The organism is Bacillus sp. XF8 (genome assembly GCF_017498755.1).
GTDB lineage: Bacteria > Bacillota > Bacilli > Bacillales > Bacillaceae_G > Bacillus_A > Bacillus_A bingmayongensis.
The window spans coordinates 1-20,784 of sequence record NZ_JAGDQK010000020.1; the positions used below are offsets into that span (position 1 = coordinate 1).

Sequence of the window (20,784 nt, forward strand, 5' to 3'; positions counted from 1 at the left end):
ATTCATGGTATAACCTAAATAAGACTCATAAACCTGAATACTTCTTCCAGTTAATGAATTCAATAAATAGATGAGCTAAAAAAATCAACTGAGCAGTTTTATATTAGTTTAATTCAAGTGAATTGTTAGCCAGAAATGCATTGCAGTAAATTTCATATGTTGTAGTAGTAAATGAGGTCACCTGTATTATTTATCCTTTTCTTTTTTCTCTATATAATGTGTAACATTATATTTAATCCCTTTACAAACCAAGGTATAATAGCTTATTTTTTGCTTTCAATAATATATGAAGACCGTCTTTATTATTTTGTGTATCATGCATGTGCTGAGCCAAATAAGGATTCCATTTTCATTTTTCCTTTTTCTCGAATTTCGGCATCTGTATGTACCATGATATATCTGTGTGCCCAGGCAATTGCTATAACGTCATCTAACAGGCCAATTCCAATAATAGCCGCTAAATCCGGAATGAAATCTATTGACCATACGTAATAAGATAGCGCAATTAATATAATCATCTTGGCTTTAGCAGGCAGCCCGTTCTTTTTTAAGGTGTAATATAAAATAATACTCTCATATACACCGGACTTACCTAACTTTGTTGCACCGTTCTTTAATTTTCTCCATAGTTTCTGCTTCTCCATACAAGCACTCCTCATCTCGTCTTTTTTTCGTTAATTTTGTACAAGCATATTCAGTATTATGTAAAAAATATTTAAAAGGATAGAGTTTTTAAAAGGATAGACAAATAATCGATAAAATAACCTTCTTTACCATATATTTCTTGTTGTTAATTTTCATAAGAATAAAAAAGGAAGAGGATAGGAGGGGGAACATGTGGGGATTGTTTGATGTAATAGCAGATATTATATTGTTTTATCCAAGGGCTGATGTGAAGTTAAAGCATCATATTGCGAAACTAAGCGAACAAGAATGGTTTCGGAAATTACATGAAGATTCAAGGTATACAAGTTTGATTTGGAACAATCGAAAAATCAAGAAATTTATTTTGTCGCCTGCTATTATGAAATTGCAACCAAAATCAATAGAGAAACAGAAAGAACTGATCCAATTCATTCATAGCGAGTATGAAAAAAGGAGATAAGAATTATCTTATTTTTCATATTTAGTGAAACAAATGGTACAATATAAACTTAATGTGAAAAATAAGGAAAAGAAGTGATCTGTTTGAAAAACTTTTTAGAATTAGGAATTAGTGAAACATTTAATCATACACTACGTGAAACTGGGATTGCTGAAGCAACGCCAATCCAAGAGAAAGCAATCCCAGTTGTTATGGCTGGAAAAGATATAATTGGTCAGGCAAAAACAGGAACAGGAAAGACTCTTGCTTTTGTTTTACCAATTTTAGAAAAAATTGATCCCGAATCAAGTGATATACAAGCTTTAATCGTTGCACCAACTAGAGAATTAGCACTGCAGATTACAACTGAAATTGAAAAGATGCTTGTTTATAAAGAAGATATCAATGTTCTTGCGATATATGGTGGTCAAGATGTAGCGCAGCAAATGAGAAAACTAAAAGGAAATACACACATTGTTGTAGCAACGCCAGGACGTTTATTAGACCATTTACGTCGTGAAACGATTGTATTATCAAATGTTTCTATGCTTGTGTTAGATGAAGCGGATCAAATGCTTCATTTCGGCTTTTTATACGATATAGAAGACATTTTAGAAGAAACACCTGAGAGTAAACAAACGATGTTATTCTCGGCAACGATGCCAAAAGATATTAAAAAGCTTGCGAAGCGCTATATGAAAGAACCTGAGATGATTCAAATTCAAAGCGAAGAGGTAACGGTGAATAATATTAAGCAACGTGTAATTGAAACGACAGACCGTGCAAAGCAAGATGCGCTGCGCCATGTGATGGACCGTGATCAGCCGTTTTTAGCTGTTATTTTTTGTCGTACAAAGCGTAGAGCAAGTAAATTATATGATGATTTAAAAGGATATGGTTATAACTGCGATGAACTTCATGGTGATTTATCGCAAGGGAAACGTGAACGAGTGATGAAAAGTTTCCGCGATGCAAAAATTCAATACTTAATCGCAACAGATGTAGCTGCTCGTGGATTAGATGTAGAAGGTGTAACGCATGTATTTAACTACGATATACCTGAAGATGTAGAGAGCTATATACACCGAATTGGACGAACTGGACGTGCTGGTGGATCAGGACTTGCAATTACATTCGTTGCACCGAAAGATGAAATGCATTTAAAAGAGATTGAAAAAGGCATTGGTACAACGCTGCAAAGACAAGAATTGGAGTTGCCTGCAAATCAAGCACCTGTAAAAAATGAGCAAAAGAAAAAAGAACACACAAGGAAACCAAAGAAAACGGGACAATATCGTCAAAGAGATAATCGTGAAGGATCCAAAAATGAAAAACAACGATCATTTGATAAATCAAGTAAAAAGAAAAGTGATACAAAGCAAGGTCAGCAAAGACGCAGTCGTTAATATAGAGTAAGTATTAATAGTGAAAAGTCGTTTTCCTTTAAAGAAGGGAACGACTTTTTTATTTTGTTATTCTCTCAAAACTTAGAAGTTATTATAAGTTGACAACTTAGTATCTTTTGAGGAAAATACAATTATAAGAATGTATGTTCCGTTTACTGAGGGACTAACAATTTCATGTGTATCTACATAAAAGGAGCTGTTTCTAAGTGAAGAATTTAAAACAAAAAATTACTACTTTTTTAATGTTTGAAGGCAATGCAGAGGAAGCAATGAATTTATATACTTCTTTATTTGATCAGTCGGAAATTATAAATATTTCTCGTTACGATGCAAATGGACCAGGCAAAGAAGGAACTGTAATGCATGCTACATTCACATTAAATGGACAAGAGTTTATGTGTATCGATAGTTATGTGAAGCATGAGTTTACATTTACTCCTTCGATGTCGTTATATGTAAATTGTGATACAGAGGAAGAGATTGCTGAAGTTTTTAATAAGTTAGCGCAAGAAGGAGAAGTTTTAATGCCACTTACAGCTTATCCATTCAGCAAGAAATTCGGTTGGCTAAATGATAAGTATGGTGTTTCTTGGCAGTTAAACCTTTCTGAAAACTAGGTATATATTAGTAAATAAAAGCGTATTCTCAATTTAATGAGTAATACGTTTTTTTATTCATAGTGCTACTAATAAGTTTAAGCGGAATCCCCTTTATTAAGTCAAAACGGTTGATTTAATATTTCAGAAATAAATTGTGGTATAATTTACATATAGGGGGAAAGTAGATGACACAGCACAAAGAAGAACAAATGAATCAGGCGCTCGCACTGTTTTATTTTGCATACAAAACATTTACAGAAAAACCAGATGAGATTATAAAAAAATATGGTATACAGCGAGTGCATCATCGAATTTTATTTTTTATTGCTCGTTTTCCAGGGCTCAGTATAAATGAATTGTTATCTCTGTTAGAAATAAGTAAACAAGCTCTTCACGGACCACTTCGTCAGCTTCTCGAAAAGGGGCTTATTGAAAGCAATGAAGCAGAACATGATCGTCGCGTGAAACAGCTTGTCCTAACCAAAGAAGGAGCAGAGCTAGAGAAAAAATTAAGCGATGTGCAAAGAAAGCAAATGGGAAGTATTTTTTCAAAATTTGGTGAAACATGCGAAGAAAATTGGCATCAAGTTATGACGGAACTAGCAAATAGCCGCTTAGGTTTTGATGCATGGTTATCTAAGCGTGAAGAGCCAGTTGATCAAAATGAGTAAGTAAATAATTTTTCTGTTTTTAGAGTTTGAAAAAGAATTGATTTTATCCATGTATTTTGGCAACTATGAGTGGATCATAGAATACATAGATAAAAAATGAACATTACCAAATACTTTATGATGTGTACGTATTGTAAAATTTAAATCGTTATTATTCGTCATTACTATTTAAGTATGGACGGAGAAGTACCTGAAGGCGTAATTCCAAAACATATATCTTTATAAAAAAATATTTGTGGAAATTTGAAATGCATGCTTGTCTACATATACAATGTAGATTCATTATAAAAGACGTGGGTTCCTTTTTAGTATATGCAATGTAGCTTACTTTAGAAGGTTGTCCATGTCTTTTGTCATAATGAGAGTGAAGTGAGCATGTAATGATATCGTGAGAAGTTTTTGAATGGAGGGTGATGTGATTGACAGTCTCTAACATTCGAATTGGTTTGTTTTTTCTCGTACTAGTTTTTTTATTTCTTATTTTCTTTTATTGGAAAAATGAAGAACTGTACGAAGAGAAAAAGCAACTTATTCGAAAAACATGGTATGGTGTGTTTATTACATCGGTTACAATTTATTTCATGATGAAAGGAATTGATTTGACCCTCTGGAAAAATATTTTACTGTTCGTTGCGATGGTGATATTTGTTGATATTGCATTTATTTTAACTCCAAACATTTCAGAAATATGGGGTGCGAAATTTAGTGATATCGGAAAGACCGTTCAATCCATTAAACGCTCACTAATTGCTTCGAAAGCACGAGGAGAGATTTATACTACAATTATTCAAAATGTAAATCCCGCAGCATTTGGTACGATGGAGTGGCGGGCAGAGGCTGAGTATGCACAAAGTTTAAATGCATTTCTTGATACGTACGCTGAAAAAATTGGAGCGAAAATCGTTGTATTTGTGACAGCAGATGAATTGAATACGAATTTCCGTGGTATCCGCTCTCAATTTAGTATTACAGTACCTTTAGAACATATAGAGCAGTTAAATGAACAAAAAGCGGTGCAAGTTGAAAATGTCGGTATCATACCTGCAAAAATAGTAAAAGATGTTTGTATTGTTATTGATGGTCAAAAGAACAATCTTCAAGATCGAGATTTTGAAAATGTATATAATTTAACGATTCATCATAGTTATTTTAGGAAGTAAGGACAGAATATGAATTCTGTCCTTTTCTCCAATACATAATTTAGAACAAATTCCGAGTTAATCGGACAAAAGTTGAATAAAATCGGACAATCATTCCTACACTAGCACGTAGAGGTGATTGTAGTGGAAAAAGAGTATAGTAATGAATTCTTTAAAGAAGAAGCTGAGGATACAACAGATTTTTCTTTAATTAAAGGAGATACAATGCGGCAAGTAGAAGATTTAGAAGAAGAATTAAAAAGAAAAGGATAGAAGTGCGTCTGGTTTATATTTGGGATATAATTAAGTGAGAAAGATTGTATCTTTTTTAAAAAAGGGGGAGGAAAAAATGCAAGAAATGAAACAACAAAAACTTTCTTTTTTTAAGGAAAAAAAAGAAGCACCGAATACAGATTTCTCTCTTGTGAAAGGTGCATTAACGGAAAATATTAATCGACTAGAAAAGCTCATGAATGGTGATGCATCAAAATATATACAAGGGAAAAAATTGAAAGAAAATGTATAAAAGCATTTTCTTTTTTTATTTCTTCTTCATTCCTGTCGCAAATTCCTTAAAATCTAGTTTCTCATAGTAGGGAACATTTTCCTCTGTACAAAGTAATTGTAAATGAAGATTCGTTTGTTGACACTTCACTACCAACTTCTCAATTATTTTTCTACCTATTCCTTGATTCTGGTATAGTGGATGGACGACTAAGCCACAAAGATAAGCATTGATTGCTCCATCTGAAATGACGCGCCCTGTACCTATTAATTGATTTTTGTCATAGGCAGATACTACAAAAGTGCTTTGAGCAGTAGCTTTAAATAATTGTTCTTTTGATAACTTCAGGTAATCATTCCAGCCGACAGAATCATACAAATCGAAAATATGCTCAGGACAAGGGAGCTCCTCTGTAAAATGCATATACATTCTCCTTAAAATTGAAAATTTAATGTGTTAATTTATACTAACATTTCGAAAGTAATTACACGAAGAACACTTTAAGAGTTAAATAGAAAATAGTTTTGATAAGTAGAGCAGGGAAGGTTCAAAACATTAATAAAAATTGAAACGATGAAGCGTGGTATAATAGTAAGGAGAAGAATGAATTAAAATGAACTTTTATTCAATGAATTATATGTAAGAGAGGAGCTTAAAAATGTATTCTAATTTAGAACAATTAACAAAGCACCCTGTATTTTATCATTTTGCAGAAATTTCAAAGATTCCAAGAGGATCTGGAAATGAAAAAGAAATTAGTGATTTCTTAGTGAAATTTGCAAAAGGTCGTAATCTAGAAGTGATACAGGATGAAGCTTTAAACGTAATTATTAAAAAGTCAGCAACTGCTGGCTATGAAAATGTTCCTGCAATTATTATTCAAGGCCATATGGACATGGTTTGCGAGAAGAACCAAGCAACAGTTCATGATTTTGAAAAGGATCCAATTGAGTTACGAATTGATGGAGACATGTTGTATGCAAACCAAACGACTTTAGGTGCAGATAATGGTATTGCGGTTGCATATGCATTAGCACTATTAGATTCAACAGATATTCCGCATCCAGCTCTTGAAGTTGTTATTACAACAGAAGAAGAAACAACAATGGGTGGTGCTTTTGCTGTTGATTCGAAGCACTTTGATGGAAAAATATTTATTAATATTGATTCTGAAGAAGATCATAAATTATTAGTGAGCAGTGCAGGCGGAGCAAAAGCTGTTGAAACGATTCCTGTTGTTTGAGAAGAAGTGCCTGTTGAACTAGAAGTATATCGTTTATATGTTGGGGGCCTAAAAGGTGGCCATTCTGGTATGGAAATTAATAAACAACGAGGAAATGCCAATAAAGTTTTAGGTCGCGTTCTTCATGATTTATCAAAGGAAATCTCATTTAACATGAGTGAAGTTCATGGTGGATTAAAAACAAATGCAATTCCGCGTGAAAGTGTAGCAACAATTTTATTATCTGTAAATAATGTACAAAAGGTAGAAGAGAAAGTGACAGAATGGACACGCATTTTCCAAAACGAGCTACGTGCTGTAGATCCTGATGTACATGTTTCTCTTACAAAATTAGAAGAAAAAGTAGAAAAAGTATTTGCAGCAGAAACACAGAAACAACTTATTTCTTCTTTATTCTTGATTCCAAATGGCATTCAAAGCATGAGCATGGATATTAATGGACTTGTAGAAAGCTCAACAAACTTAGGTGTTATTGAAACGTTACATAATGAAATTAAATTAAGAAATGAAGTAAGGAGCTCTGTAAGCAGTTTAAAACAGCACATTACGAATGAAATTAAGTATATCGCAGAATTAGTTGGAGCAAAGTTTGAGAAGGAATCAGAGTATCCAGAATGGCCATACAATCCAAATTCACCAATTCGTGATTTGTTTGAAAAAGTGCATAAAGAAAAATATAACAAAGATGCTGAAATATTTGCGGTACACGCTGGTATCGAATGTAGTGTATTTGTTCAAAAAATGCCTGAATTAGATGCGATCTCATTTGGACCAGATATTTTCAACGTTCATACACCAGATGAGCATATTAGTATTTCTTCAGTTGTGAATAACTGGGGATATTTCGTTGATGTTATGAGAGAAACGAAAACATTAGCATAAATATATAAATTAATTGAACTGCCTAAGATTTCCTTAGGTAGTTTTTTATTGTATTAGGATGGCAAACACATAGAAATTTGTATACAGATAAAATCAATAAGATGAAGAGGATATTTGTAATTTTAATTAAAGTGGATGGAATTTGAGAACGATAATTTCATGTACTGTATTGAAAGAAGAAATGAAAAATTTAAAAAATACACTATTTGATAAAATCTTAATGATGTGATTAAAAAGAAGTGCTAAAAATATATGTAATAGAACTTTTATAAGGGAAAAAATATGAAAAAAGGATATAAAAGATTATTCATTATAAGTGCGTTAGCAATAGGAGTGAGTACATTCTCATATTTACAAAATAATTTATTAAGTGTAAGTAAAATAGTAATAACATCTAGTAAAATACCTTCTCAGTTCAAAGAATTTTCAATAGATCAGAAATTGCAGTCGTACAGTTGAATTAAGTTGTACTACAAAGTACAAGTATCCATTACAATTTTGTTAAATTTGTTCTACACTACATAAACTAACAAATTTTGACGGCCTTTCTTTGTTATAGTGTAAATAATTAAAATACTCAGTTTTTAATTGAATTAGAATGTTTATGGTTTGTGCATATAAAAAACTTTTTATAAAGGAGTGTACACATGCATAAAGAATTTGAAATTGAGGAATACACAGCAATTGAAGAACAAATTCATTATTATAGTCAGTGTTTATTGGTGAATCACCCTGAACAAATTGTAAAGTATTTAGAAAAAAGGTTAGAAAAATATACAGAAACATTGAAATATGCGCACTTGTATCCTGAAAAAGTTATTTTGCCTATACAGCAATTAGTAATTGAGTATTCTTTTGACCTTGCTAGGATTAGAAAGTATTTAAATTTAGAGACATAGCTAAAAAATAATGTTTTAAAATGAAACAGAGTCGGCAATGAGAAATTCATTCTATCGTCGACTCTGTTTCATTGTTTTATCCCGCAAAAGCCCGAAAGGTATTTGTTTTTAAAAGGTTAGGAAATAAGACTTTTAAATAAAGTTTGACATATAATACTTCAAGAGTAAAATAAAAGTGAGTACTCACTCATTTTAAGGGGGGATTATATTGCAACGATCTTCAGTCATTTTACAAGATGTATCAAAGCATTTTGGGAAGAAAGAAGTACTGCACAATATTTCATTATTTGTAGCAGACACAGAGATTTTTGGTCTTGTGGGTCCATCCGGATCTGGAAAAACGACACTTATTAAGATGATTGCCGGTATTAGTGAAGCAACTTTAGGTGATGTAACAGTTTTAGGAACGAAAATGCCTAATTTAGATGAGATGAAGCATATTGGCTACATGGCACAAGCAGATGCGCTGTATGAGGAGTTATCAGCTTATGAGAATGCAGATTTTATTGCAACGATGTACGGATTAAAGGGAAAGCATAAGAAAGAGAGAATAGAAGAAGTATTTTCATTAGTTCAATTATCACAGCATGCCAAAAAACAAGTACAACATTTTTCAGGTGGAATGAAGAAACGTTTATCACTTGCAATAGCACTTTTACATGAGCCAAAGTTATTGATTTTAGATGAACCAACTGTTGGAATTGATCCAGTTCTTCGTAAATCTATTTGGGAGAAATTTTATGAGCTCAAAAAACAAGGAACAACGATTATTGTGACAACACATATTATGGATGAAGCGGAATTTTGTGAACGTCTTGGATTAATTAGAGATGGTAAGTTAATTGCGACGGGAACACCAAATGACTTAAAAGATCGAACTTCATCAGGACGGATTGAAGATGTCTTTCTATTGGAAGGAGCGATTGAATCATGAGAATTGGTGGTGTAGTTATTCGTATTATTCGTCAGTTTTTTCGAGATAAACGATCACTTGCGATGATGTTTGGAGCTCCGATGTTACTCCTTTGGTTATTATCGCTTGTGTTTACTCAGAAGGATTATACACCTCATATTGCGCTAGTAGATGTTCCAACACCTGTTGTGGAGGCAATGAAAAAACAAGATGCAACAATTTATAAGTATAGTAAAGACAATGCGCATTCTAAATTAGAAAAGCAAAAAATAGATGCGATTATAACTTTAGAAAATGGAAAAGTAAACGTATTATTAGAAGGTAGTGACTCTTCGAAAAATCGTGCCGTGCTACAAGTATTACAAAAGGGCACCGAAAAAAATGAAATGCCTGGTATGAAACCAGAAATTGATTTTTTACATGGATCTGCAGACTTTACAATGTTTGATGGACTTGGGCCTGTATTAATTGGTTTCTTTACATTTTTCTTTGTCTTTATTTTATCAGGTGTATCTTTTGTACGTGAGCGGTTAAGTGGAACGTTGGAAAGACTTTTATCCACCCCAGTGCGAAGATGGGAAATTGTTGTAGGTTATATACTCGGATTTGGTATTTTTGCGTTTTTACAATCTGTTATCATTGTAAGTTTCTCTGTTTATATTCTTGATTTATATGTAGCAGGATCTCCGTGGCTTACATTACTGATTACATGTATGCTTTCATTAACAGCATTAACATTAGGAACATTTTTATCAGCATATGCGAATAATGAATTCCAAATGATTCAGTTTATTCCGCTAGTCATCGTACCGCAAATTTTCTTTTCAGGTTTGTTTCCAATGGAATCAATGAATAAGTGGCTACAAATGCTTGGAAAGCTATTTCCGCTCACATATGGTGCTGATGCGATGAGACAAGTGATGATTCGTAATCAAGGATTTACTGAAATTGCAGGAGATCTTGGTGTGTTACTTCTTTTTGCGCTATTATTTGCGGTAGGAAATGTATTTGCTTTAAAGAAACATCGCAGAATATAATGTTTATAAAAAAGGGGCATTCTGAATGAAAAAAGATTGGTTAGAGGAGTTGATCGCTGCTACGGATACAGATAAGCGTAATGAACGGCAGATGCGTATATTAGAAGCAGCGGTTGATATGTTTGGAGAGAAAGGATATGCATCCACTTCAACGAGTGAGATTGCAAAGCGTGCTGGTGTAGCGGAGGGAACGATCTTCCGCTACTATAAAACGAAAAAAGATTTACTATTAGCGGTTGTCATGCCTACATTAACAAAGTTCGCTGCACCATTTTTTGTACAAGCTTTTGCAAAAGAAGTACTTGAAAATACGTACAAATCTTATGAAGAGTTTTTAAGAGTGGCGATTCGAAATCGGTTTGAGTTCGCTAAAAAACATTTTCCAATGTTAAAAATTTTAATGCAAGAAGTACCGTTTCAACCAGAATTAAAAAATGAAATACAACAATTAGTAGAGGAGGAACTTTTTTCCCGCTTTAAAAAATTAATTGTGTATTTTCAACAACAAGGGCAAATTATTGAAATGCCGACACCTTCAGTTATACGTTTTACTTTATCAGTTATAATGGGCTTGATTTTAACTCGATTTTTATTGCTACCCGAAGAAAAATGGGATGATGAAGTGGAAATCGAAAATACAATTCAATTTATTTTGTATGGATTAACGCCTCGGAGGTAATAAAATGCGACAATTTGCTAAGCCGACAGTTGTTGTCAGTAAATGTCTAGAATTTGATGCTTGTCGTTATAATGGAGATATGATTCCTGATGTTACAATTCGAAACTTACAGCCGTTTGTTACGTTTATTCCCGTATGTCCTGAAGTGGAAATTGGATTAGGAATTCCACGCGAAACCATTCGAATTGTCGAAGATAGTGGAGTTCCTAAGCTTGTACAGCCTTCAACAAGAGAAGATGTGACAGAGAAAATGCAACGGTTTTCTGATCAATTTTTAAGTACTTTACCGGAAGTTGATGGTTTTATTTTAAAGAATCGTTCTCCGAGTTGTGGAACTAGAGATGTGAAAATTTATACGGGATATGAAAAATCACCAGCAAAAGGGAAAGGTGCAGGTCTATTTGGTAGTGCCGTACTAAAAAAATTTTCGCATGTTGCGATAGAAGAAGAAGGTAGATTGTCGAATTTTATTATTCGTGAGCATTTCTTTACGAGGTTGTTTACAATCGCTCACTTTAAAACAATTAAACAGAATAAAGCTTTGAAAGAATTAGTATCATTTCAGTCAGATCACAAATATTTATTTATGGCATATAATCAGGTGAAACAGAAGGAATTAGGCCGAATTATTGCGAATCATACAAAGGATAATATTGAAAATATCTTTGACAATTATGAGGAAACCTTATATGAATTATTGAAGCGAACACCTCGCTATACATCAAATATAAACGTATGCCAGCACATTTTTGGATACTTTAAAAGTAAGTTAAAAAAGCAAGAAAAAGAGTATTTTTTAACGTTGCTTCAAAAATATGCAGATAAGAAAATACCTCTTAGTAGTTTACTTGTCGTTTTAAAGTCGTGGGTCTTTCGTTTTGAAGAGCACTATTTGTTAAGACAAACATATTTTGAACCATATCCTGAAGCATTAGTAGAAATATCAGATTCAGGTAAAGGAAGAGATTATTAAAGAAAAATCGCATAATTCGACATGAAAATTCCTACGTTGTTGTAGAACAATGTAGGAATTTTTTTGTGCATGAGTACAGAATCTGTTTTAAAATTAAATTATGACAGAATTATAACAATTATCTAACTAATAATCTTGTCTTTTGAAAAGCAATGTTTGTAGTACAGACTCGCACGCTGTCGAAACTCAATATTCGATAAGGAGTGTGTAGCGGAATGGAATTTACTCTAACTCGCGAAAAACAAATGATTAAAGAAATGGTACGTGACTTTGCTGAAAAGGAAATTGCACCAAAAGCTGTGTATTATGACAAAACAGCTGAATTTCCATACGAAACATTTCAAAAAATGGGCGAACTAGGACTATTAGGAATCCCATTCCCAGAAGAGTATGGAGGTTCTGGCGGCGATACTCTATCGTATGCGTTAGCTGTTGAAGAAATTGGCCGTGCTTGTGGCGGTACAGGTTTAAGTTATGCTGCAACAATTTCATTAGGTGCTTCGCCAATTTATTACTTTGGTACAGAAGAACAAAAGCAGAAGTATTTAGTTCCAATGGCATCTGGAAAAACATTAGGTGCATTTGGTTTAACAGAGCCGAACGCTGGATCCGATGCAGGTGGAACACAAACAAAAGCGTTTTTAGATGGCGATGAATATGTGATTAGCGGTGAGAAGTGTTGGATTACAAATGCAGAGTATGCAAATACAATTATTGTAACCGCTGTCAACGGTGTCGAAGAAAATGGAAAAAAACGTATTTCTGCATTTATTGTACCAACAACAAGTGAGGGATTAACGATTTCAAGTCCATACGATAAGATGGGTGTTCGTGCCTCTAATACTTGTGAAATCGTACTTGATAGCGTTCGTGTACCGAAAGAGAATATTCTTGGTGATGTAAATAAAGGATTTAAGCAATTCTTATATACACTTGATGGAGGCCGGATTTCAATCGCAGCATTAGCTGTAGGGATTGCACAGTCTGCTTTTGAGCGTGCACTTCAATATGCAAAAGAGCGCCAGCAATTTGGAAAAACGATTTCTAATTTCCAAGCGATTCAATTTAAACTGGCAGATATGGCTACTGAAGTGGAATTGGCGCGTAATTTAGTACATAAAGCAGCCTGGTTAAAAGATCATGATAAACCTTTCGGTAAAGAAGCGGCTATGGCAAAATTATTTGCATCTGAAGCAGCAAGCCGTATTGCGAATCAAGCAGTGCAAATTCACGGTGGATATGGTTATATGCGTGAATATGAAGTAGAGCGTCATATTCGTGATGCGAAACTTTTAGAAATTGGTGAAGGAACTTCTGAAATTCAACGTCTCGTAATTGCAAGACATTTAGGGTGTAGATAAAAGGAGGACTCACTATGTTTCAAAAAATATTAATTGCTAATCGTGGAGAAATTGCAGTTCGTATTATTAAAACTTGTCAAAAACTTGGAATTCGTACAGTTGCTATTTATTCAGAGGCAGATGAAAATGCGCTTCATGTAAAGTTAGCAAATGAGGCTTATGTGGTAGGTGGTCCACGTGTTCAAGAGAGTTATTTAAACCTTGAAAAAATCATCGAGATTGCAAAGAAAACGAATGTAGAGGCGATTCACCCAGGGTATGGATTACTGTCAGAAAATCCTTCCTTCGCGATTCGCTGTAAAGAAGAAGGAATTGTATTTATCGGTCCTTCTGAAGAAATCATTGCAAAGATGGGTAGTAAAATCGAATCACGTCTGGCAATGCAAGAAGCAAATGTTCCAGTTGTACCAGGAATCACAACGAATATTGAGACTGCTGAGGAAGCGATTGAAATTGCAAAACAAATTGGTTATCCATTAATGCTCAAGGCATCCGCGGGCGGCGGAGGCATTGGAATGCAGTTGATGGAAACTGAGCAAACGCTCACCAAGGCATTTGAGAGCAATAAAACGCGCGCGCAAAACTTTTTTGGTAATGGTGAAATGTACTTAGAGCGTTATATTGCAGATGCACATCATATCGAAATTCAACTTCTTGCGGATACACACGGTAATACTGTGTATTTATGGGAACGTGAATGCTCTGTGCAACGCCGTAATCAAAAAGTGATTGAAGAAGCACCGTCTCCATTTTTAGATGAAGAAACGCGTAAAGCGATGGGAGAGGTTGCTGTACAAGCAGCAAAAGCTCTTGGTTATACAAATGCAGGTACTGTTGAATTTCTTGTAGATGATCAGAAAAACTTCTATTTCTTAGAGATGAATACAAGATTACAAGTGGAGCATCCTGTTACGGAAGAAATTACCGGTCTAGATTTAGTTGAACAACAATTACTTATTGCGTCTGGTGAAAAGCTTTCCTTTACGCAGGAGGATATAAATCGTAGTGGTCATGCCATTGAAGCGCGTATTTATGCGGAAGATCCAAAGACATTTTTCCCATCTCCTGGGAAGATTACGGGGCTAACTCTACCAAATGCAGTGCGTATTGATCACTTTTTGGAAAAAAATGTGACAATCACACCGTTTTATGATCCGATGATTGCAAAAGTGATTGCTCATGGAGAAACGCGTGAAGAAGCAATTGAAAAATTACAGGATGCACTTCAAGAAATGAAAGTGGAAGGTATTAAAACAAATACCTCAATGCTTCTGCAAGTGCTAGAAGATGAAGTATTCCAAAGTGGCATTTATACAACAGGTTTTGTAACAAAACAACTTGTAAAAAAATAAGGTTTATGAATACTGAAGGGGGAAAAAATGATGACAAAAGTGTATGCATCGATGGCAGGTAATGTTTGGAAGATTGTTGTGGGAGTAGGAGACACAGTAGAAGAAGAACAGGATGTCGTCATTTTGGAATCTATGAAAATGGAAATTCCAATCGTTTCAGAAGAAGCTGGCACAGTCATGAAAATAAATGTGCAAGAGGGCGATTTTGTTAATGAAGGAGATGTATTGGTAGAGATTGAATAGTGGAAAAAAGGGGTGAAATGTATTGAAGCTACCTACTTTTGCTGTCATTAAAGAAGTGGGACCACGTGATGGTTTACAAAATGAAAAGAAAATTGTTGGCACAGAAGATAAAGTGAAATGGATTCAATTACTTTCAGAAGCTGGATTATCATATATTGAAGTTTCTTCTTTCGTTCACCCAAAATGGGTTCCTGCTTTAGCTGATGCAAGTGATGTATTTACAGAGCTAAAAAGGAAAACAGATGTTACTTATGCTGCGCTTGTTCCAAATCAAAATGGTTTGGAACGAGCTCTTTTGCAAAATATAGATGAGGTGAATGTTTTTCTATCAGCAAGTGAGTCGCATAATAAAAGTAACATTAATAAGTCCATTAAAGAAGCATTATCTGTCGTACAAGATATTTCAAAGCAAGCAGAATTTGCAGGTAAAAGAGTAAGAGGTTACGTTTCTACTGTATTTGGTTGTCCTTATGAAGGAGACGTGAGTATTGATGCTGTAGACGAGTTATGTAATCAACTCTTCTCATATGGCATTTATGAAGTCTCGCTTGGAGATACGATTGGTGTAGCAAATCCATTACAAGTAGAGCGTGTATTAGAACATTTACTTAAAAAATATGATTCTTCTCAATTTGCAATGCATTTTCACAATACGTACGGAATGGCGCTTGCAAATGTCGTTCAGTCATTAGAATACGGTGTTACGACATTTGATAGTTCTTGTGGTGGTCTTGGTGGTTGTCCTTATGCACCAGGGGCATCAGGTAATGTTGCAACTGATGATTTAGTACATATGCTCCATAAAATGGGCGTACAAACAAATATAAATGAGGAAAAGTTATTAAAGGCTAGTCAATTTATTCAAAGTAAGCTAGATATTCAATTGCCAAGTCATGTGTATAAAGCGTTGCAACATAAAACAATAAGTAGGTGAGAAGATGCTACAATTACAAAACATTTCAGTAAATTATGTAACACCGCATATCGCAAAAATAACATTAAATCGTGAACGGCAAGCAAACTCATTGTCTCTTACACTATTAGAAGAGTTGCAATCTACATTAAATCATATTAATGAAGAAGCTGATGTTCGCGTTGTGATTTTAACAGGCTATGGTGAAAAAGCATTTTGTGCCGGAGCTGATTTAAAAGAACGTGCCAATATGAATGAAGAGCAAGTACGTCATGCAGTTAGAATGATTCGCTCCACAATGGATATGGTTGAGCAATTATCACAACCTGTTATTGCTGCAATAAATGGAATTGCACTTGGTGGTGGTACCGAATTAAGTTTAGCGTGTGATTTTAGAATTGCAGCAGAAACAGCAAGCCTTGGACTTACTGAAACATCTTTAGCTATTATCCCAGGAGCTGGTGGTACGCAGCGCCTGCCAAGACTAATTGGTGTTGGCCGAGCAAAAGAATTGATTTATACAGCGAGACGCATTTCAGCGCATGAAGCAAAGGAATATGGAATGGTAGAGTTTGTGGTACCAGCTAACTTATTAGAAGAAAAAGCAATTGAATTTGCTAGAAGGATTGCTAGTAATGGTCCAATTGCCGTTCGATTAGCGAAACAAGCAATTTCAAATGGAATACAAGTGGATTTGCATACCGGATTACAAATGGAGAAGCAAGCGTATGAAGGTGTAATTCATACGAAAGATCGTTTGGAAGGACTTCAAGCATTTCAGGAAAAACGTAAGCCGATGTATAAGGGGGAGTAAATGTGCTAGAACAAAAACAACAATCTAATTCATTTCAAGAACGTGTTGAAACAATTAAACAAGGCGGGGCACCAAAATATCATGAGCAAAATAAAACAAAAGGAAAAATCTTTGTTCGAGATCGCTTAGCTCTTCTATTTGATAATGGTGAGTATGTAGAGGACGCATTATTTGCTAATTGTGAGCAAACAGGCTTACCAGCAGATGGTGTAGTAACTGCTACTGGTAACATACATGGTCGTACTGTATGCGTTATGGCAAATGATTCAACAGTTAAAGCTGGGTCTTGGGGTTCTCGAACTGTTGAAAAAATCTTACGCATACAAGAAACAGCTGAAAAGTTACGTGTACCACTTTTTTATCTTGTTGATTCTGCAGGTGCTCGTATTACTGACCAAGTTGAAATGTTCCCAGGGCGCCGCGGTGCGGGTCGGATTTTTTATAACCAAGTGAAGTTATCAGGTAAGGTGCCACAAATTTGTTTATTATTTGGCCCTTCTGCAGCTGGAGGTGCTTATATTCCTGCATTCTGTGACGTTGTTATGATGGTTGAAGGGAATGCCTCTATGTATTTAGGTTCTCCGCGTATGGCTGAGATGGTTATTGGTGAAAAAGTAACACTAGAGGAAATGGGCGGCGCTCGTATGCATTGCTCCGTATCAGGATGCGGAGATGTACTATGTAAAACAGAAGAAGATGCGATTGCTCAGGCAAGACAATATATTTCATATTTTCCAAGTAACTATCAAGAAAATGCTCCTATGACTAAGCCTCAAGAACCAAAACAGTTCGAAAAAACGTTAGAACAAATCATCCCAGAAAATCAAAATGCACCTTTTAATATGAAAGATCTTATTAATCGTATTATCGATGAAGGTTCTTTCTTTGAAGTGAAAAAATTATTTGCACAAGAACTTATTACAGGGTTAGGACGAATCGATGGGAAACCTATTGGTATTGTCGCAAACCAACCGCGCATGAAAGGCGGCGTATTATTCCACGATTCTGCCGATAAAGCAGCGAAGTTTATTAATTTATGTGATGCGTATCATATTCCATTATTATTCCTTGCGGATGTACCTGGATTTATGATTGGAACGAAAGTTGAGAGAGCTGGCATTATTCGTCACGGTGCGAAAATGATTTCTGCAATGAGTGAAGCGACAGTACCGAAAATTTCAATCGTTGTTCGTAAAGCATATGGTGCTGGTCTATATGCAATGGCAGGTCCAGCTTTCGAGCCGGATTGCTGCCTTGCATTGCCGACGGCTTCCATTGCTGTAATGGGACCTGAAGCTGCTGTTAATGCTGTGTATGCAAATAAAATCGCAGCATTAACAGAAGAAGAGCGTGCAAGCTTCATTGCTGAAAAACGTGAAGAATATAAAAAAGATATCGATATTTATCGTCTAGCATCAGAAATGGTAATTGATGGTATTGTTCATCCAAATGATTTACGTGAAGAACTGAAAAAACGCTTTGAAATGTACATGAGTAAATATCAAGTATTTACAGATCGAAAACATCCAGTTTATCCAGTATAAAAGCCCTATTAAGGGCTTTCTTGTTCGAAAAATGAGGAGGGGAAAACATTGAAACAAGCTGTTTGGTTTCCAACAGAAGAATATAAAGATAAAACACGCTTATATGGATGGATGAAATCGCTTGGCTATGAAGATTATGAAGCATTTTATAACAAGTCAATTGAAGAAACCGCATGGTTTTGGGGGGAAGCAGAACGTGCAGTTGGCTATCAATGGATGAAACCATACACAGAAGTACTAGATTTAGAAAACGGTACGCCATTTGCACAGTGGTATACAGGGGGAACTTGCAATGTTGTAGAATCTGCATTATCTCGATGGCTTGCAGATGAAGAAACGAAAACACAGCCTGCCTTAATGTATGAAGGAGAAAATGGAACGACAAAATCGTTTACATATGAAGAGATTGATGAATGGGTAAGCCGTGTGGCAAACGGATTAAAGCATTCTGGAATCGAAAAAGGTGATCGTGTAACTATTTACATGCCGATGATACCAGAAACAGTTGTTGCCATGCTGGCAGTAATGAAAATAGGTGCGATTATTTCCCCAATTTTTTCTGGGTTCGCAGCTGATGCAGTCATGACGCGTGTACAAGCCGCAGGATCAAAAATGATTATTACAGCTGATGGTTTCTCACGCCGTGGTAAAATTGTCTCTTTAAAAGATGAAGTAGATAAAGCGTGTGAACATTGCCCATCTATTGAGAAAGTTGTAATTGTACGTCATGCGGGAAATGATTTTACACCTCATAACTATGACCTTTCATGGAGTATTCTTGAAAAAGAAAAGCCGTTTTCACATGCTGAAGAAATGAAAAGTGATGACCCACTGATGCTCATTTATACATCTGGGACGACTGGCAAGCCGAAAGGAACGGTACACACGCACGCTGGGTTTCCACTGAAATCAGCATTTGATGCAGGGTTTGGTATGAATATTAAGCAAGGTGACCGTGTGTTATGGGTGACTGATATGGGCTGGATGATGGGACCATTTTTATTATTTGGCTCTCTTATCAATGGGGCAACAATGGTAATGTATGAAGGTGTTCCAGACTACCCTAAAGCAGATCGATTATGGGAAACGGTTGATCGATATCAAATTACTCACCTTGGAATTTCACCAACATTAATTCGAGCACTGATGGCAAAAGGTGATGAAAATGTACAGAAACATTCTTTAGAAAGTTTAGAGGTATTTGCTTCAACAGGTGAGCCTTGGAATCCGGATCCTTGGATGTGGCTCTTTGAAACAGTTGGAAAAGGAAAGGTGCCAATTTGTAACTATTCAGGCGGAACCGAAATTTCTGGTGGAATCTTCGGAAACGTCTTAGTTAAACCAATTGCACCGATTAGTTTCAATGCATCTTTACCTGGGATGGCAGCTTTGGTATTAGATGAACAAGGAATTCCAATTCGTGATGAAGTTGGCGAATTATGTTTAGAAAAACCATGGGTTGGAATGACGAAAAGCTTCTGGGGAGATGACGAGCGCTACATCAATACGTATTGGTCACGTTTTGAAAACAAGTGGGTACACGGTGATTGGGTAATCTATGACGGAGAGCAATATATCATTACAGGACGTTCTGATGATACATTAAATATTGCTGGAAAGCGTATCGGACCAGCTGAATATGAATCAATCCTTGTAAAGCATCATGATGTAATAGAAGCAGCAGCAATAGGTGTACCAGATGAAGTGAAAGGCGAGGTTTGTCACTGTTTCGTTGTTTTACGAGAAGGGACAATATTTACAATTGAACTCAAAAAAGAGTTGATGAATTTAGTAAATTCACATATTGGAAAGGCGTTATGTCCAAAAGATATTCATGTTGTAGAGGATTTGCCTAAGACACGCAATTCAAAAGTGATGAGACGAGTAATTAAAGCGGCGTATTTAGGAAAGGAATTGGGTGATTTATCTTCTTTAGTAAATCCAGAGGTTGTTTCATATATTCAGGAATTAAAAGCTAAACAAATATAATAATAAAAAATGAGTTCTTTATAAAGAGCTCATTTTTTATTATCTCTATTTTAAACACGGTATAGGACAATTGTTTGTTTTCTTGTATCTATGTGTTTGTCTCTATCACTTTATTTCTTTCTACATAATTTATAGTAAAAGGATAAAGGGGTGAAATAATGAGTTGTCGTGAAGATTGGTTTGAAAAGAAACATTCTAAATGTTGGGATCACAAAAAGCATTCTAAATGCTGGGATGATCATGATGATGACTGCTGGAGAGAATTTAAGAAGTGCAAAAAAGATCGAAATGAAAAATGCGATTGTTGTTGCACAACAGGTCTAGTTAAGAGACTAAGATCTTTCATAGGTACAGGTGTTGCTGTAACAATTACTACTAAAAGTGGTGCTACAGTGACTGGTACTGTTGCAGCTGTCTCATGTGACACTGTTGATATTGTTGCAGGCACTACACGGACAACAGTTTCGGTTTGCGAAATTGAGTTTTTCTCAAGAGCAAATGCGATTTAGTTGATAAAAGGCTGCTCTGTTTAGGGCAG

At 35.2% G+C, this 20,784-nt stretch carries 22 protein-coding genes and 3 pseudogenes; 23 read left to right on the plus strand and 2 right to left on the minus strand.

Annotated elements, in window-relative coordinates; genetic code table 11:
• A pseudogene (locus J4P91_RS13190) lies at positions 1 to 74 on the plus strand (glutamine amidotransferase); the annotation flags it as partial.
• 240 nt (positions 75 to 314) lie between these two features.
• On the opposite strand, the gene J4P91_RS13195 reads toward J4P91_RS13190, so the two are convergent.
• Positions 315 to 644, minus strand: a complete 330-nt coding sequence (locus J4P91_RS13195; protein WP_207994502.1) for a YkvA family protein — start codon at positions 642 to 644, stop codon at positions 315 to 317.
• Between the two features lie 191 nt (positions 645 to 835).
• On the opposite strand from J4P91_RS13195, the gene J4P91_RS13200 reads away from it, so the two are divergent.
• The 8 genes and pseudogenes from J4P91_RS13200 to spoIISB all read left to right on the plus strand — a co-directional run bounded on the left by J4P91_RS13200 (position 836) and on the right by spoIISB (position 5,425).
• Entirely contained in the window at positions 836 to 1,105 is a 270-nt protein-coding gene (locus J4P91_RS13200) for a hypothetical protein (RefSeq protein ID WP_207994503.1), read from the plus strand.
• Positions 1,106 to 1,179: 74 nt separating this feature from the next.
• Positions 1,180 to 2,490, plus strand: a complete 1,311-nt coding sequence (locus tag J4P91_RS13205) for a DEAD/DEAH box helicase (protein ID WP_207994504.1) — start codon at positions 1,180 to 1,182, stop codon at positions 2,488 to 2,490.
• A gap of 206 nt (positions 2,491 to 2,696) precedes the next feature.
• Positions 2,697 to 3,107: a VOC family protein gene (locus J4P91_RS13210; RefSeq protein ID WP_207994505.1), complete on the plus strand. Its 411-nt coding sequence runs from the start codon at positions 2,697 to 2,699 to the stop codon at positions 3,105 to 3,107.
• Between the two features lie 167 nt (positions 3,108 to 3,274).
• Positions 3,275 to 3,760, plus strand: a complete 486-nt coding sequence (locus J4P91_RS13215; RefSeq protein ID WP_207994506.1) for a MarR family winged helix-turn-helix transcriptional regulator — start codon at positions 3,275 to 3,277, stop codon at positions 3,758 to 3,760.
• Positions 3,761 to 3,913: 153 nt separating this feature from the next.
• Positions 3,914 to 3,985: pseudogene (locus J4P91_RS13220) on the plus strand (phosphoglycerate mutase); the annotation flags it as partial.
• A gap of 194 nt (positions 3,986 to 4,179) precedes the next feature.
• The gene (locus J4P91_RS13225) at positions 4,180 to 4,920 is read left to right on the plus strand and encodes a type II toxin-antitoxin system SpoIISA family toxin (protein WP_017149504.1); all 741 of its coding nucleotides are present in this window, start codon (positions 4,180 to 4,182) and stop codon (positions 4,918 to 4,920) included.
• Positions 4,921 to 5,043: 123 nt separating this feature from the next.
• Positions 5,044 to 5,172 (plus strand): D-alanyl-D-alanine carboxypeptidase, encoded by a 129-nt coding sequence (locus J4P91_RS13230; protein WP_207994507.1) that lies wholly within the window; start codon positions 5,044 to 5,046, stop codon positions 5,170 to 5,172.
• 76 nt (positions 5,173 to 5,248) lie between these two features.
• Entirely contained in the window at positions 5,249 to 5,425 is a 177-nt protein-coding gene (spoIISB, locus tag J4P91_RS13235) for a stage II sporulation protein SB (RefSeq protein WP_207994508.1), read from the plus strand.
• A gap of 15 nt (positions 5,426 to 5,440) precedes the next feature.
• Here the strand turns inward: spoIISB and J4P91_RS13240 are convergent, their stop codons facing one another.
• A complete protein-coding gene (locus tag J4P91_RS13240) occupies positions 5,441 to 5,827 on the minus strand; it encodes a GNAT family N-acetyltransferase (protein WP_207994509.1) in 387 nt (128 codons plus the stop codon).
• Positions 5,828 to 6,062: 235 nt separating this feature from the next.
• On the opposite strand from J4P91_RS13240, the pseudogene J4P91_RS13245 reads away from it, so the two are divergent.
• From J4P91_RS13245 to J4P91_RS13310, 14 genes and pseudogenes are all read left to right on the plus strand, one after another.
• A pseudogene (locus tag J4P91_RS13245) lies at positions 6,063 to 7,529 on the plus strand (aminoacyl-histidine dipeptidase).
• A gap of 647 nt (positions 7,530 to 8,176) precedes the next feature.
• Positions 8,177 to 8,428 (plus strand): hypothetical protein, encoded by a 252-nt coding sequence (locus J4P91_RS13250; RefSeq protein WP_207994510.1) that lies wholly within the window; start codon positions 8,177 to 8,179, stop codon positions 8,426 to 8,428.
• A gap of 208 nt (positions 8,429 to 8,636) precedes the next feature.
• Positions 8,637 to 9,362 carry an ABC transporter ATP-binding protein gene (locus J4P91_RS13255; protein ID WP_207994511.1) on the plus strand — a complete coding sequence of 242 codons (726 nt, stop codon included), beginning with the start codon at positions 8,637 to 8,639 and terminating at the stop codon, positions 9,360 to 9,362.
• A complete protein-coding gene (locus J4P91_RS13260; protein WP_207994512.1) occupies positions 9,359 to 10,378 on the plus strand; it encodes an ABC transporter permease in 1,020 nt (339 codons plus the stop codon). The genes J4P91_RS13255 and J4P91_RS13260 overlap by 4 nt, the downstream gene beginning before the upstream one ends.
• Before the next feature lie 25 nt (positions 10,379 to 10,403).
• Entirely contained in the window at positions 10,404 to 11,057 is a 654-nt protein-coding gene (locus tag J4P91_RS13265; RefSeq protein ID WP_207994513.1) for a TetR/AcrR family transcriptional regulator, read from the plus strand.
• 4 nt (positions 11,058 to 11,061) lie between these two features.
• The gene (locus J4P91_RS13270; protein ID WP_207994514.1) at positions 11,062 to 12,030 is read left to right on the plus strand and encodes a YbgA family protein; all 969 of its coding nucleotides are present in this window, start codon (positions 11,062 to 11,064) and stop codon (positions 12,028 to 12,030) included.
• A 215-nt stretch (positions 12,031 to 12,245) separates the two neighbouring features.
• Positions 12,246 to 13,391: an acyl-CoA dehydrogenase gene (locus J4P91_RS13275; protein ID WP_017149494.1), complete on the plus strand. Its 1,146-nt coding sequence runs from the start codon at positions 12,246 to 12,248 to the stop codon at positions 13,389 to 13,391.
• A 14-nt stretch (positions 13,392 to 13,405) separates the two neighbouring features.
• Positions 13,406 to 14,743, plus strand: a complete 1,338-nt coding sequence (locus tag J4P91_RS13280; protein WP_207994515.1) for an acetyl-CoA carboxylase biotin carboxylase subunit — start codon at positions 13,406 to 13,408, stop codon at positions 14,741 to 14,743.
• Between the two features lie 27 nt (positions 14,744 to 14,770).
• Positions 14,771 to 14,986, plus strand: coding sequence for an acetyl-CoA carboxylase biotin carboxyl carrier protein subunit (locus tag J4P91_RS13285; RefSeq protein ID WP_002056745.1), 216 nt, complete (start codon positions 14,771 to 14,773; stop codon positions 14,984 to 14,986).
• Positions 14,987 to 15,008: 22 nt separating this feature from the next.
• Complete coding sequence (locus tag J4P91_RS13290) at positions 15,009 to 15,920, plus strand: hydroxymethylglutaryl-CoA lyase (RefSeq protein WP_207994516.1); 912 nt, start codon at positions 15,009 to 15,011, stop codon at positions 15,918 to 15,920.
• Between the two features lie 4 nt (positions 15,921 to 15,924).
• The gene (locus J4P91_RS13295) at positions 15,925 to 16,713 is read left to right on the plus strand and encodes an enoyl-CoA hydratase (RefSeq protein ID WP_207994517.1); all 789 of its coding nucleotides are present in this window, start codon (positions 15,925 to 15,927) and stop codon (positions 16,711 to 16,713) included.
• Between the two features lie 2 nt (positions 16,714 to 16,715).
• The gene (locus tag J4P91_RS13300; protein WP_207994518.1) at positions 16,716 to 18,257 is read left to right on the plus strand and encodes an acyl-CoA carboxylase subunit beta; all 1,542 of its coding nucleotides are present in this window, start codon (positions 16,716 to 16,718) and stop codon (positions 18,255 to 18,257) included.
• Positions 18,258 to 18,305: 48 nt separating this feature from the next.
• Complete coding sequence (locus tag J4P91_RS13305) at positions 18,306 to 20,246, plus strand: AMP-binding protein (RefSeq protein WP_207994519.1); 1,941 nt, start codon at positions 18,306 to 18,308, stop codon at positions 20,244 to 20,246.
• A 158-nt stretch (positions 20,247 to 20,404) separates the two neighbouring features.
• The gene (locus tag J4P91_RS13310; RefSeq protein WP_017149487.1) at positions 20,405 to 20,755 is read left to right on the plus strand and encodes a hypothetical protein; all 351 of its coding nucleotides are present in this window, start codon (positions 20,405 to 20,407) and stop codon (positions 20,753 to 20,755) included.
• Positions 20,756 to 20,784 lie beyond the last annotated feature (29 nt).

Excerpts from the sequence above, each read along its gene's own strand:
- J4P91_RS13195 (WP_207994502.1), bottom strand. The coding sequence starts at position 644 with ATGGAGAAGCAGAAACTATGGAGAAAATTAAAGAACGGTGCAACAAAG.
- J4P91_RS13200 (WP_207994503.1), top strand. The coding sequence starts at position 836 with ATGTGGGGATTGTTTGATGTAATAGCAGATATTATATTGTTTTATCCA.
- J4P91_RS13215 (WP_207994506.1), top strand. The coding sequence starts at position 3,275 with ATGACACAGCACAAAGAAGAACAAATGAATCAGGCGCTCGCACTGTTT.
- spoIISB (WP_207994508.1), top strand. The coding sequence starts at position 5,249 with ATGCAAGAAATGAAACAACAAAAACTTTCTTTTTTTAAGGAAAAAAAA.
- J4P91_RS13240 (WP_207994509.1), bottom strand. The coding sequence starts at position 5,827 with ATGCATTTTACAGAGGAGCTCCCTTGTCCTGAGCATATTTTCGATTTG.
- J4P91_RS13250 (WP_207994510.1), top strand. The coding sequence starts at position 8,177 with ATGCATAAAGAATTTGAAATTGAGGAATACACAGCAATTGAAGAACAA.
- J4P91_RS13260 (WP_207994512.1), top strand. The coding sequence starts at position 9,359 with ATGAGAATTGGTGGTGTAGTTATTCGTATTATTCGTCAGTTTTTTCGA.
- J4P91_RS13265 (WP_207994513.1), top strand. The coding sequence starts at position 10,404 with ATGAAAAAAGATTGGTTAGAGGAGTTGATCGCTGCTACGGATACAGAT.
- J4P91_RS13270 (WP_207994514.1), top strand. The coding sequence starts at position 11,062 with ATGCGACAATTTGCTAAGCCGACAGTTGTTGTCAGTAAATGTCTAGAA.
- J4P91_RS13275 (WP_017149494.1), top strand. The coding sequence starts at position 12,246 with ATGGAATTTACTCTAACTCGCGAAAAACAAATGATTAAAGAAATGGTA.
- J4P91_RS13280 (WP_207994515.1), top strand. The coding sequence starts at position 13,406 with ATGTTTCAAAAAATATTAATTGCTAATCGTGGAGAAATTGCAGTTCGT.
- J4P91_RS13285 (WP_002056745.1), top strand. The coding sequence starts at position 14,771 with ATGATGACAAAAGTGTATGCATCGATGGCAGGTAATGTTTGGAAGATT.
- J4P91_RS13295 (WP_207994517.1), top strand. The coding sequence starts at position 15,925 with ATGCTACAATTACAAAACATTTCAGTAAATTATGTAACACCGCATATC.
- J4P91_RS13310 (WP_017149487.1), top strand. The coding sequence starts at position 20,405 with ATGAGTTGTCGTGAAGATTGGTTTGAAAAGAAACATTCTAAATGTTGG.